At 46.9% G+C, this 12,833-nt stretch carries 9 protein-coding genes; 5 read left to right on the forward strand and 4 right to left on the reverse strand.

The window, feature by feature from the left end:
- Window positions 1–36 precede the first annotated feature (36 nt).
- From CLV31_RS11775 to CLV31_RS11790, 4 genes are all read left to right on the forward strand, one after another.
- On the forward strand, window positions 37–1,677 hold the full coding sequence (locus CLV31_RS11775; RefSeq protein ID WP_181452621.1) for a glycoside hydrolase family 10 protein: 1,641 nt from the start codon (window positions 37–39) through the stop codon (window positions 1,675–1,677).
- On the forward strand, window positions 1,674–2,153 hold the full coding sequence (locus CLV31_RS11780; protein ID WP_111393100.1) for a GNAT family N-acetyltransferase: 480 nt from the start codon (window positions 1,674–1,676) through the stop codon (window positions 2,151–2,153). The genes CLV31_RS11775 and CLV31_RS11780 overlap by 4 nt, the downstream gene beginning before the upstream one ends.
- Window positions 2,150–3,415 carry an MFS transporter gene (locus tag CLV31_RS11785; protein WP_111393101.1) on the forward strand — a complete coding sequence of 422 codons (1,266 nt, stop codon included), beginning with the start codon at window positions 2,150–2,152 and terminating at the stop codon, window positions 3,413–3,415. Before CLV31_RS11780 ends, CLV31_RS11785 begins: the two co-directional genes overlap by 4 nt.
- 228 nt (window positions 3,416–3,643) lie before the next feature.
- A complete protein-coding gene (locus CLV31_RS11790) occupies window positions 3,644–5,143 on the forward strand; it encodes a glycoside hydrolase family 3 protein (protein ID WP_111393102.1) in 1,500 nt (499 codons plus the stop codon).
- Between the two features lie 27 nt (window positions 5,144–5,170).
- Here the strand turns inward: CLV31_RS11790 and CLV31_RS11795 are convergent, their stop codons facing one another.
- The 3 genes from CLV31_RS11795 to gndA all read right to left on the reverse strand — a co-directional run bounded on the left by CLV31_RS11795 (window position 5,171) and on the right by gndA (window position 9,944).
- Window positions 5,171–6,307: an aldose epimerase family protein gene (locus CLV31_RS11795; RefSeq protein WP_245943387.1), complete on the reverse strand. Its 1,137-nt coding sequence runs from the start codon at window positions 6,305–6,307 to the stop codon at window positions 5,171–5,173.
- A gap of 149 nt (window positions 6,308–6,456) precedes the next feature.
- Window positions 6,457–7,824: an amidohydrolase family protein gene (locus tag CLV31_RS11800; protein WP_111393278.1), complete on the reverse strand. Its 1,368-nt coding sequence runs from the start codon at window positions 7,822–7,824 to the stop codon at window positions 6,457–6,459.
- A 221-nt stretch (window positions 7,825–8,045) separates the two neighbouring features.
- Window positions 8,046–9,944, reverse strand: coding sequence for an NADP-dependent phosphogluconate dehydrogenase (gndA, locus tag CLV31_RS11805; RefSeq protein WP_111393103.1), 1,899 nt, complete (start codon window positions 9,942–9,944; stop codon window positions 8,046–8,048).
- Between the two features lie 99 nt (window positions 9,945–10,043).
- Between gndA and CLV31_RS11810 the strand changes: the two genes are divergently transcribed.
- On the forward strand, window positions 10,044–11,678 hold the full coding sequence (locus tag CLV31_RS11810) for an ABC-F family ATP-binding cassette domain-containing protein (protein ID WP_111393104.1): 1,635 nt from the start codon (window positions 10,044–10,046) through the stop codon (window positions 11,676–11,678).
- A gap of 116 nt (window positions 11,679–11,794) precedes the next feature.
- On the opposite strand, the gene CLV31_RS11815 is transcribed toward CLV31_RS11810, so the two are convergent.
- Window positions 11,795–12,832 carry a Gfo/Idh/MocA family protein gene (locus tag CLV31_RS11815; protein WP_111393105.1) on the reverse strand — a complete coding sequence of 346 codons (1,038 nt, stop codon included), beginning with the start codon at window positions 12,830–12,832 and terminating at the stop codon, window positions 11,795–11,797.
- Window position 12,833: the final 1 nt, after the last annotated feature.

Raw genomic sequence — 12,833 nt, forward strand, 5'->3', positions numbered from 1 at the left:
AGCCTTATCACCTAATTTCATGATAAAAATTACCCCATGCACTCCTCCCAAAGACTCTTTTACCTTTTCCTGATCAGCATTCTTTTGGTTGCGTCTTGTAAGTCCAAAAAGCCAGTTGCAACCCCTCCTACAAGACCCAGCACTCCCACCTCAACAATTCCTCCTAAAACCAGCGAAACCCTTCCTGCCAAACCGCTACCCGCAGTCGCTCTAAAACCTTTGGCCTATCGAATGCCAGATATACCTCGGGAATTCCGCGGAGTGTGGATTGCCACCGTCGCCAATATCGACTGGCCAGTATCCCCAGATTCCCCATGGGAAGTTCAGAAGCGAGAATACATCAAGCTGCTGGATTACTACAAAAACCTCAACTTCAACGCCGTCATCGTGCAAATCCGCACCGCGGGCGATGCCTTTTACCCCAGCAACTACGCGCCTTGGTCCAAATACCTGACAGGAAAGCAAGGAAAAGCTCCTGCCACTCAAGAAAATCCCCTGACCTGGATGATCAAAGAAGCGCACGACCGAGGACTGGAATTTCACGCTTGGCTTAATCCCTATCGAGCTACCATGAACCTCGAAACGAGCGATTTAAGTCCTGAACACGACTTTTTCAAACATCGAAACTGGATGCTAAAATATGGCACCAAGTGGTACTATGACCCGGGATTGCCTGAGGTAAAAAATCACTTATTGGCCATCATCAAAGAAGTAGTCACCAATTATGACATCGATGCAATTCACTTTGACGACTATTTCTATCCTTACAAAGAGCCTAAGCTGGATTTTCCCGATAAAGCTTCCTATGACAAATACAAAAAACCAGGACAGTCTCGGGACGACTGGAGAAGGCAGAATGTGAACGATTTGATTTTGGCACTAAGCCAGACCATCAAGGCGCAAAAGCCTTGGGTGCAGTTTGGAATCTCACCGTTTGGAGTTTGGAGAAATCAAAGCAAAGACCCCAAGGGATCACCCACTCAGGCCGGTCAGACCAATTACGATGACCTCTACGCGGATGTCTTGCTTTGGATGAAAAATAAATGGATCGACTACCTGATTCCACAATTGTATTGGAGCATGGAGCATCGACTGGCTTCCCACCGCAAACTGGCAGACTGGTGGTCGAATAACAGCTACGGAACCAACATTTACATCGGAAACGGGCCTTATAAAATCCGGGAAGACTCCGATGAGGCTTGGAAAAATCCAGCCGAGCTCAACACCCAAGTCAACTATGCCAGGACTTTGCCACAAATCCAAGGCAATGCTTTTTTCTCTGCCAAATCCATTTACATCAAAAATCAGGACATCGCCCAGCGGTTGAAAAACGAGGTGTATGACAGACCCACTCTTCCTCCTTCCTTTGAACCAAAGACGCCAACGATTATCGATATTCCGGTGGTATTTGATGTAAAAACCACCACCGAAAAAACGCAGATCAACCTCGAAAAGCCGCTAGATCCCGCCATTCGGTATGCCATGGTACAGGGAGGAAATGACCTGAACACCCTTCACGAGGCGATTATTCATACGGCTTGGGTAGGTGGATCGAGAGTCCGATATTTAGAAGTACCGAGTTTGAATACCGAGTATTTGGCGATCCGCTGGATTGATCATTATGGTCGAATCGTACAAACTCAGGTCTTCCAAACCCCAAAATCCACCCGCCCATGAAAGACATGCTCGTTCGCCTGATGGAACTCCCCGACGCCTCCGAATTGGAAAAGAGACTGTTGGAAAAGGAGAAAATCGTGTTTCGAAGGGCTATCGCTCCTGAAAAACACCTCGTCAGTGAATGGGTGATGGAGCAGTTTGGTGCCTATTGGAAATCAGAAGTTGAGGTAGCTTTTTCGAGACAGCCGGTTTCCTGTTGGATCGCCCAAAGAGGAAATGAGCTCTTGGGCTTTGCCTGCTACGAATGCACGGCTCGCAATTTTTTCGGCCCCACTGGCACCAAAGAATCCGAACGGGGAAAAGGAATTGGCAAAGTTCTCTTGATCAAATCCCTCGAATCCCTTCGGGAAATGGGCTACGCTTACGCCATCATCGGAGGAGTAGGCCCGGCAGAATTTTATGAAAAAGCGGTGGGTGCGAAAATCATAGAAGGCTCCGAAGTCAGTATTTACCAGCATTTACTCCGAAAATCATGACCCAAAACCCTTCCAAAAACCCATGGATTTGGGTGCCTACGCTTTACCTCACTGAGTCACTCCCTTATGTGGTCATCATCACGGTATCGGTGATCATGTACAAAAACCTCGGCATCTCCAATGCAGATATCGGGTTGTATACGTCCTTCTTGTATCTACCTTGGGTCATCAAACCGATCTGGAGCCCGATTTTGGAGCTTTTTGGAAATAAGAAACAGTGGTTTCTCAGCATGCAGCTGATTCTTTCCCTGGTCTTTTTGGGCGTGGGATTGACGACGGGAGCGGATCAGTTTTTTACGATTACCTTGGCTTTCTTCTGGATGGGGGCCTTTGCCTCAGCCACCAATGACATCGCTTCGGACGGTTTGTATTTGATCGCTCTGAAGCCCGATCAGCAGAGCTTTTTTGTAGGAATGCGAAGCACATTTTACCGTGTAGGGATGATTACGGGGCAGGGTTTGATCGTGGTCATTGCCGGAAATTTGGAGCAAAAGTTCAGCGATCCAGCCCAAGCTTGGTCTTGGACCATGATCGGTGTGGGAGCCTTGATGCTGACCTTGACAGGCGTGAATTACCTTTCCACACCAAAAGTCATCGAGGCACGCGTGGCCAAAGAAGACCAACCGAGCTTTGGAAAGGTATTTTCTTCCTTTTTCACCAAAAAAAATATCGGACTTTCCTTAGGCTTTGTCCTGCTTTATCGATTGGGCGAATCCCAATTGGTCAAGATGGCTTCTCCGTTTTTCCTGGATTCCAGAGAGGCAGGAGGATTGGGCTTGAGTACTACAGAGGTGGGTTTTATTTATGGCACCTTGGGTGTCATTGCCTTATTGGCAGGAGGAATTTTGGGAGGGATTTTGATCTCGCGTGACGGTTTGGGTAAGTGGATGATGCCCATGGCTTTTGCCATCAATGCGCCGAATATCGGATACATTTTCCTTTCTTGGCTCCAGCCAGAAAGCGTCGTTTTCGCCACTACGGTCGTATTTATCGAGCAGTTGGGCTATGGATTTGGCTTTGCTGCCTTTATGGTTTTCCTGATTTTCTTGGCCGAAGGAATTTTCAAAACCGCCCATTATGCCTTGGCAACAGGATTTATGGCTATGGGTATGATGCTTCCCGGGATGCTGAGCGGATACATGCAGCAGTGGCTGGGCTATCCGGGATTCTTTTTGTGGGTGGTGATCGCCACGATTCCGGGATTTGTGATGGCGTATTCGGTGAAGTATCCTAGGGAGTTTGGGAAAAAGGCAGAAAGCTAAAGTTATTTACGATCTACGAATTAAGATTTACGAGGTAACAATGTTTGTCAGGCTGAGCGGAGTCGAAGCCTTTTCAAAGTACGATTACATTTTGTGATTTATGAAAGGATAAAATAAGATGAGGACTATTCACCACTTTAACTCCAGCCCATTACAACATTCACAAACAAGACCTCGACTCCGCTCGGTCTGACACTAAACCCAATTTTCTAATCTTTCAATCTTCAAATGCTAAAATCCCAAAAAATCGCCCAATGCTTCTCTCCTGCGGCGTTTATTCACGATACGGAGGAAAATTACCAAGCCATTGAAAAACTAATCAGAGAGCAGGAAATCGGTGGGCTGACTTTTTTCCACAGCCGCCATTCTGCTGCTGCGAACTTTGAAAAGCGGGCGGAAGTCTTGGACGTTTCGGGCACTTTTGAAAAGCTCATTGGACTCATCAATCGCTATCAAGCCATTTCCAAAATCCCTTTGCTGATCAGCATCGACGGAGAATACGGCTTAGCGATGCGTGTTGAGAAAACTCCCCAATACCCTTTTGCCATTACCCTTGGTGCTCTAAAAAACGATGCGGAAAAATGGGTGGAAGAGGTCTGCTATCGCATGGGCTTGGACATGAAGCGCTCCGGCATCCACCTTAATCTTGCCCCTTGCGCCGATGTCAATACAAATCCCAACAACCCGGTAATCGGTTATCGCTCCTTCGGAGATCAGGCTGGAAAAGTCGCCAAATTGGCTTTTGCTGCCTATTCAGGAATGAAAAAAGCTGGAATCGACGCCTGCCTGAAGCATTTCCCCGGGCATGGGAACACGGCGACAGACTCGCATTTAGGCTTGCCGATTCTGTATAAAACCAAGGCAGAACTTGAAGCCGAGGAACTCTTCCCCTTTCAATTCGGCATCGACCGGGGGGTGGAACTCATCATGGTCGGGCACTTGGCTGTGCCTGCCCTGACCGGAGGAAAAGACATTCCGGCAAGCATCAGCCGGGAACTGATTACTGATTTGCTTAAGGGCGAAATGGGTTTCAAAGGACTCGTGATCTCCGATGCCCTAAATATGAAAGCAGTGGCAAACCTCTATCCCGAACCAGGCGAACTCGAATGGCAGGCTTTCCATGCCGGAAATGACATCCTGTGCTTTTCGGATCATGTGAAAGAAGGAATTGAAAAAATCGCCAAAAACGCTTCAGATGAGGAAGTGAATGCGGTTTTTGGAAAAGTAATGAACCTGAAAAAGCGCTTGGGTGTGATGGAAAGCAAGTCTATTGAAGTTCCTGCCTTCAATTGGGAAAGCCATTCCCAACTCCAGAAAGACTTGGCAGAAAACTACGTTTCGGTGATCTCTGGAGAGATCAATCCTGAAGAACTCCAGGCTATGGCAAAAGCCGGAAAGCTGGGTTACCAGGAATTTTTCACCCAAAGTCCAAGTCTTTTTTCCCAGCAGCTAGATTTACCTGTTGCCCCAATCGAACAGGCAGAAAAAGTGATTTTGGCCGTGTTTGTCCCAAGCCACAAGCCCTTGAATCAGTTTGGAATGGATCAAGCCATACTGAGTGAACTCCAAGAACTAGCAAAAAATAAGCGGTGCATACTGATCCATTTTGGAAATCCTTTGGCGCTAAAGCTTCTGGGAAAGCTGGAAGATTTTGAAGCGGTGATTTGTGGGTATCAGGAATTTGAGGAGGTGCAGAGGGTGGTAGCCCAAACCCTCCAAGGGCTTTAAGTCCCTTGGAGGGTTTCTGTTCTTTTTTTACTTCTCCACCGAGAATCGATACTCGATGTTGTGGGTGTACTTTTCTCCCGGATTTAGGATCGGGCTGGGGAAATTGTCATGATTGATGGCATCGGGCCAGTTTTGGGATTCCAAACAAAAGCCCCAATGCTTTTCGTAGGTTTTGCCATCGGCCCCGGCAAAATTGGATAGGAAGTTTCCAGTGTAAAACTGCACCCCCATGTTGTCCGAATACATGTCCATCACCCGGCCGCTTTCGGCATGGCGAACGCGGACGAAGTGCTTCATATCCGCTGATTTTTCCCGCTTCATCACCATGTTATGATCAAACCCAGCGCCATTGGCAGTGATCTGATCGCCGAGGATCTTTGGTGTACGGAAGTCAAATGGAGTTCCAGTCACGTCTTTTACCTCACCTGTTGGGATCAATTCCTCATCCACCGGCGTGTAGGCATCCGCCCAAAACTGAAACTCATGATCCTGGGCATCCCGCTTCATTCCTCCTAGGTTGAAGTAAGTATGATTGGTCAGGTTGAGGATAGTTTTCTTGTCTGTGGTAGATTCAAATCGGATTCGAAGCGTATTGTCGGCAGTCAATTCCATCCAAAGAGTTGTTTCCAGATTTCCAGGATAGCCTTCTTCCCCATCCACGCTGAGGTAAGTCATTTTCACCCCGACTACCGAATCATTGGAATAGGTTTCAGGAGTCCAGACTTTTTTGTTGAAGCCTTCTACCCCACCATGCAGGTGGTTGTCTCCATTGGTTTTGGCCAAGGTATATTTTGTTCCATCCAACGAGAATTCGGCATTGGCAATTCTGTTGGCCACACGACCGGCTGTAGCCCCGAAAAAAGGATTAGGTTTGGTTAGGTATTCCTCCACAGTATCAAAGGTGAGGGTGATATTCTCTTTGTTGCCGTTTTTGTCCGGAGCAATGATTTTATGCACCAAGCCACCATAGTTGGAGAGTTCGACTTGCATGGTGCCGTTGTCGAGGACATAATGGAACACCGGCCGGCCCTTGTGTTCGGCCACTTGTTCTGCTTTGATCATAAGGTTGATTTCTTCTTTAATAGGTTCTTGGGTTGGTTTTTGGTTGCAGGCAAAAGCCATCGAAAGGATAGCTGCTGTGCCTAGGATTGAGGTGTATTTCATGTATTTTGGGATTGCAAAATTTGAATGTGAGAAGTTTTTTTGATGAACCGGGATTCGACATTCATCATTCAATGTTCGGCATTCATCATTAATATCGAATACTGAACACCGAATTTTGAATACCGAAGGTCTTATTCCTTTTTCTAAATTTATTGCCTCAGATACTTCTGCCGAATCAGATTCAACTCCAGCTGCAACTCATCCCGCTGGATAAATTTCCCCTGAATCATGATCGCTTGAGGCTTTTGCATGGTGGTCAAGTCTTCCAATGGATTTTTTTGTACCAATACAAATTCAGCCGCAGCTCCAGGTTTCAAAACGCCCCACTGCCCTTCCTGCCCCATGTATTTGGCAGGATTGACAGTACCGGTTTTAAGAATTTCATAATTGGACATACCGGCTTTAGACATGGATTCGATTTCTCGATGGATAGAAAAACCGGGAACATTAAAAACCTGAGGAGAATCCGAACTCATGATCATCGACACTCCGGCTTTGTGAAGTTCGAGGAAAAGCCACTGACGGAATTCCAAATACGGTTTCACTTTAGCCTCCGCCAACACGCCGTCAGCTTCCATTTTGGATTTGGTATTAAACCACTGGGTCACCAATAATCCTGGTAAGTAGAGCATCTCGGGTTGCTGACGCAATTCGTAAGCGGGTTGATAGCCGAAATAACGCTCAAACAAAGTCATGGTCGGTGCCATCCAGGTTTTGTTTTCCAAGCAAAGCTGAATCAATCCCGCGAGTCTACTTTTATCTACTTGCCCGACCAGGTTCATGTTAAAAGGACCCGAAACTGTCGGATCAATCACCGTCCCGTCAGGAAGCATAGCTTCCAAAAATCCGTCTATATGCTCCACCGAGCGATAGCCACGAGTCACTGAAGTCACCAAGCCCACATCCAGGGAAACGTGTCCTCCATAGAAAATTCCTTGCTTTTTGGCTTCATCTGCGATTGCCAAGAACTTTGGCGTATCCAATCCAGGATGCAATTTAAGGTGATCGTATCCTGCGGCTTTTTGTGCTCTTACCATCGCCCGCCCCGCTTCCGGATCAGCGACTGTGTTGCCATTGAAAGAGGGTCCAGAGACAAAAGTTCGAGGCCCCAACAATTCCCCTTTCATCACCCGATCCCGAAGTGCCAAATGGGATTCATGGCCGAGCATGCTTCGAATCCTCAATACACCATTGGCCAAGTAAAGCATCATCACTTCTTCCTGAAACTCTGGGCCGTACTGCTCGGGATTGGGCAGGTGTCCATGAAATTCGGCCAAACCAGGGAAAATATACATTCCCCGACCATCCAAAGTTCGTACGCCCACTGCTGAAATTTCATTCTCAGGTGCAATCTCCATGATCACTCCGTCCTTGACATAGATCGAATGGTCTTCCAAGACCTTGTCATCCAGCATGGTGATCACATTCAAGTGATTGATCACAAGTTCCTGTGCAAAAACCGAAACAAAAGAACAGCTCAGAAAAAGGAGTGAAAACAGGATTTTAATTGGTCTCATAGCCTGATGGGTTAAGTTGGGAAACTTAAGTTCGGCCTTTCCCTTTTGTAAACCAATCCGGTGGTGGATTTTTTGTTTTTGCCACAAAGACAGAAAGGCGCAAAAGGATGTTTAATAGAGAAAAGTAAAAAGAGTGAAAAAACATTATCTGTGCATCTGTGGCCAAAAAAGTGGGGCTGAATCGCTTCAGCCCCTCGTATTTCCAATTTCGTATTTCAGACTTAAGAATTCCACTGCGTGTGGTAAAACTTCCCGCTTGGATCGTCTTTGCGCTGATAGGTATGCGCTCCGAAATAATCTCTTTGAGCCTGAATGACTGAAGCGGAAGACTCTGCTGTGATTCTTCCCAGCAAATAATTGATCCCCGCACTCATCACCGGCAAGGCAAAACCATGCGTCAAACCCAAACCAACCATTTCCGCCAAGGCTTTTCTTCCAGAAATCACTTGGTCTTTCACACCAGCCATTTCAAAGAAGGATACCTGATCGGAATAATTAGCTGAAATCGTCTCCATCAAACCGGAACGAATGATACAGCCATTGGTCCAGATTCGAGCGATTTCGTTGAAATTAAGGTTCCATCCTTTGGTATCTGAGACAGTTTTCATCAAGCGGAAACCTACCTCATGATTGATGATTCGGGCCAAAGCATAGGCTTCTTTGATTTTGGGAAGCCACGCTTCGAGTGAACCTTCGACTTGTTGGAATTCATGTTGGAAGGTCTTAGAAAACGCCACGCGCATCGCTTTTTCTCCCGAAACTCCCCGGGCATTCACGGCCTCGGCCAATGGACTGTAAGGAATTCCATACTCCAAAGCCGTTGTCAAAGACCAGGCTCCGGTGCCTTTTTGTCCAGCCTGATCGAGGATTTTATCTAAGAGCAATTCTCCGTTTTCCTTGAAAAGCAACAAATCCGCAGTGATTTCCAATAAGAAGGACTTCAATTCACCTTTTCCCCAATCCGAAAAAATCGCAGATACCTGCTCAGAAGAGCAACCAAACCCAAATCGCAGCAAGTGAACCAACTCCGCCAAAACCTGCATCTCACCATACTCGATGGAGTTGTGCACCATTTTGATAAAGTGGCCCGAGCCTCCCGGACCTACATAGGTTACGCAGGGCTTTCCGTCTTTGTCTTTGGCAGAAATTCTTCCCAGGAAATCCTCCACCATCGCATAGCCTTCGGCATTTCCGCCGGGCATGATGGAAGGACCTTTTCTCGCCCCTTCTTCTCCGCCGGACACACCCATAGGTAAAAAATGCATCCTAACTTCCTTAAGTCGATTGACTCTTCGGTCCGAATCAAGATAGAATGAATTGCCACCATCGATGACCAGATCGTCCTTTTCCAAAATCGGAATCAAGGCGTCCAATTGGGCATCAATTGCGGCTCCGGCAGGAATCATCATCAAAATCCGACGTGGCTTTTCCAAAGAATCCACGAACTGCTGTAAGTCCTCGAACGCCAGCATATTGGAAAATTCCGGATTTTCATCGAGCACTTTTTTGGCGATGCCTTCTTCTTTTCCGGCGACAAATCGATTGTAAAGTGAGACGGGAACGCCCTTTTCGGCCAGATTAAGCGCCAGGCTTTTGCCCATGACGCCCATCCCGATGACTCCCATTTTCATGTTCATAGGTTGAGAAGTTAAATAATGAAGGGAAGCTTCCAGCAATTGCTCAGGAGTCCCCGTGATATCAAGTAAGAATCCGCTTTGTGGCTTTTCCCAAACGGCAATTTGAGAATCCAGCATTCCGGCTTTCATGTAATGGTTTTTTCGGGCAAGCATTCGTTCCCAAATCAAATCCCGACTTCCGGTGAGATGAATCCAGCGGAGATTATCGGAAACTGACAACTTTTCCCGATACCAATTTTTCAAGGCTGAACAGGCCAAAACCGCACCGCCTTTTTGCTCAGAAGTCAAGAGCTGATCTGCCAATGCCTGAAGCCAAGGCTGCCTGTCTTCATCATTCAGCGGATGCCCCGCGCTCATTTTGGCGATATTTTCCGCAGGATGAAAATGATCTGCATCGAAAAAAGGAAGACGGAGCCTTTCGGCCAAGAGCGTTCCAAGGGTAGTTTTCCCCGTTCCCGATACACCGGTGACGATTACAAGCATGGGGCGAAGTTAAGTTTTTATGGTCTATCCGCTAATTTTTAAATCTTCCAATTTTTCAATTTTTCAATCCTTACCTTTGCCCCTTCAATTCCAAGATTCATGATTTCAGTCGATAACGTGACCGTCATGCACGGCGGCACCCCGCTTTTCAGCAATATCACCTTCAACATCAACGAGAGCGACAAGATCGCCCTCATGGGTAAAAACGGGGCGGGAAAATCTACCCTCCTCAAGATCATTGCCGGACAAAGCAAGCCAACCTCCGGTACAGTTTCTGCCCCAAAAGGCTATGTCGTAGCTTATTTGCCTCAGCATTTGCTCACTGCGGATGATTGCAGTGTGATGGAGGAGACGGCCAAAGCCTTTGCCTCTTACCTCGGCATGAAGGAGGAAATCGACCGAATCAACGAGGAACTGACTGTGCGAACAGACTATGAATCGGAAGATTATTACAAACTGATCGAAAAAGTCTCCGAACTCAGTGAGAAATTCTACGCCATCGAAGAGATCAACTACGAGGCAGAAGTAGAAAAAGTGTTGTTGGGTTTAGGTTTCGTTCGCGAAGATTTTCAGCGATCCACATCTGAATTTTCCGGAGGGTGGAGAATGCGGATCGAGCTGGCAAAAATCCTTTTGCAAAAGCCTGACCTGATCCTACTCGACGAACCGACCAACCACCTGGACATCGAATCCATCCAATGGCTGGAGGAGTTTCTCATGACCAAAGCCAAAGCCGTGGTGGTGATTTCCCACGACCGGGCGTTTGTCGACAACATCACCACCCGAACCATTGAGGTGACGATGGGCCGTATCTACGATTACAAAGCGAAATACAGCCATTACCTGGAACTTCGCAAAGAGCGTCGCGAGCAGCAGCAAAAGCACTACGAAGAGCAGCAGAAGTTTATCGCCGAAACGACCCAATTCATCGAACGCTTCAAGGGCACCTATTCCAAAACACTTCAGGTGCAGTCCCGCGTGAAAATGCTCGAAAAACTGGAGCTGGTAGAAGTGGATGAAGTGGATACTTCTGCCTTGAAACTCCGGTTTCCACCTTCTCCACGTTCGGGTAAATATCCGGTGATCGTGGAAGAGATGAGCAAAAGCTATGGAGATCATGTGGTCTTCAAAAATGCCTCCATGACCATCGAGCAGGGACAGAAAGTAGCTTTTGTCGGGAAAAACGGGGAAGGTAAATCCACCATGATCAAGGCGATCATGGGCGAGATCGACTTCCAGGGAAAATGTGAACTCGGTCACAATGCGATGATCGGGTACTTTGCGCAGAATCAGGCCTCACTTTTGGATGAGACGATCACGATTTTTGAAACGATTGATAACATTGCAGTGGGAGAGATCCGAACCAAAATCAAGGATATTCTCGGAGCCTTCATGTTTAAGGGCGATGATATTAATAAAAAAGTCAAAGTGCTTTCCGGCGGAGAAAAAACCCGATTGGCGATGATCAAGTTGCTCCTAGAGCCGGTCAATTTGCTTATCCTTGACGAACCAACCAACCATTTGGACATGAAGACCAAGGACATCATCAAAGATGCTCTGAAGGCCTTTGACGGTACCTTGATTGTCGTTTCTCACGACCGGGATTTCTTGGACGGCTTGGTGACCAAAGTGTTTGAATTTGGCAATAAACGAGTTCGTGAGCACTTCGAAGATATCAACGGCTTCTTGAGAAATAAGAAAATGGAGAATCTGAGGGAAGTGGAGCGAAAGTGATCAGAAAATCAGAAGTATAACGTAAGAAATCTGAAAAAATCCGGAGTGAAAGCTTCGGGTTTTTTATTGCCGCAGATCCACAGAAAAAATGAAATGTGTGCATCTGTGGCAAAACCTTATTCCGAGAACGGAAATCGGATCAGCTGTTCCTCCTTGCTTGATTGATAAATCCCGCGGATGAGTTCCAAGGATTTTCGGGATTTGGGTCCATCGACTTCGGGTTGATTCCCGGTTTCGATCGCTTGGAGAAAATCCATCCATTGTTTGGCATGAAGCTCGAATCCAATTGCATTGGGATCGGAGGAACCTGATGCTGCTTTATGTTCAGTTTTTGCAATTGGAGGTTCCATTCCTCGGACATTCCATGCTGTCAACTTGCCTGCTTCCAAAATCGCACTTCCTTCTGTTCCATAAATCTCTAGGCGCTCTGAATATCCGGGATAAAGTGAAGTTCCGGCTGTTATCGTTCCCATCGCACCTGATTTGAAATTGACCAAAGCCGCTCCCAAATCCTCCCCTTCGATAGGATAGAGCGTGGTCCTCACTTTTCCAAAAACGGAATCCACTTCTCCCATCACTTCTAAAAGAAGATCCAAAGTATGAATGGCCTGATTGATCAAGGCTCCTCCACCGTCATAGGTTAAAGTTCCTTTCCACTGGCTGGAGGAATAATAATTGGAATCACGAAACCAGTTGATTGCAGCATTACCCATTAGGATTCTACCAAAAACACCGTCCAATACGGCTTCCTTCAACTGAATAAAATCGGTTGAAAACCGGTTTTGAAACACTACCCCGAGCTTGACATTTTTGGCCTCGGCTGCTTGAATCAATTGATCCGTCCGATCCAAAGTGACCTCAATCGGCTTTTCGACAAACACATGTTTTCCTGCTTGAATCGCTTTTAGCGCGGGCTCCAAATGCATTCCGCTAGGTGTACAAATACACACCACCTCAAGATCAGGTATTGCGATAAAATCTTCCCAATCGCTGAGAACAGGGACTGAAAATTTCTCCTGGGCTTTTGCCGCACTGGAAGGATTTGGATTAAAAAGTCCGACCAACTCAGCATTGGCCAAACTAGCAATGGCTTGCGCGTGCTTGAGGGCAATTGCACCTGTTCCAATGATTCCGATTTTGTATAGCTTTTCCATG

This window comes from Algoriphagus aquaeductus, from assembly GCF_003253485.1.
Classification (GTDB): domain Bacteria; phylum Bacteroidota; class Bacteroidia; order Cytophagales; family Cyclobacteriaceae; genus Algoriphagus; species Algoriphagus aquaeductus.

Coding starts and splice junctions, on each gene's coding strand:
- CLV31_RS11790 (WP_111393102.1), top strand. CDS start 3,644: ATGCTAAAATCCCAAAAAATCGCCCAATGCTTCTCTCCTGCGGCGTTT.
- CLV31_RS11775 (WP_181452621.1), top strand. CDS start 37: ATGCACTCCTCCCAAAGACTCTTTTACCTTTTCCTGATCAGCATTCTT.
- CLV31_RS11810 (WP_111393104.1), top strand. CDS start 10,044: ATGATTTCAGTCGATAACGTGACCGTCATGCACGGCGGCACCCCGCTT.
- CLV31_RS11780 (WP_111393100.1), top strand. CDS start 1,674: ATGAAAGACATGCTCGTTCGCCTGATGGAACTCCCCGACGCCTCCGAA.
- CLV31_RS11795 (WP_245943387.1), bottom strand. CDS start 6,307: ATGAAATACACCTCAATCCTAGGCACAGCAGCTATCCTTTCGATGGCT.
- CLV31_RS11785 (WP_111393101.1), top strand. CDS start 2,150: ATGACCCAAAACCCTTCCAAAAACCCATGGATTTGGGTGCCTACGCTT.
- gndA (WP_111393103.1), bottom strand. CDS start 9,944: ATGCTTGTAATCGTCACCGGTGTATCGGGAACGGGGAAAACTACCCTT.
- CLV31_RS11815 (WP_111393105.1), bottom strand. CDS start 12,832: ATGGAAAAGCTATACAAAATCGGAATCATTGGAACAGGTGCAATTGCC.
- CLV31_RS11800 (WP_111393278.1), bottom strand. CDS start 7,824: ATGAGACCAATTAAAATCCTGTTTTCACTCCTTTTTCTGAGCTGTTCT.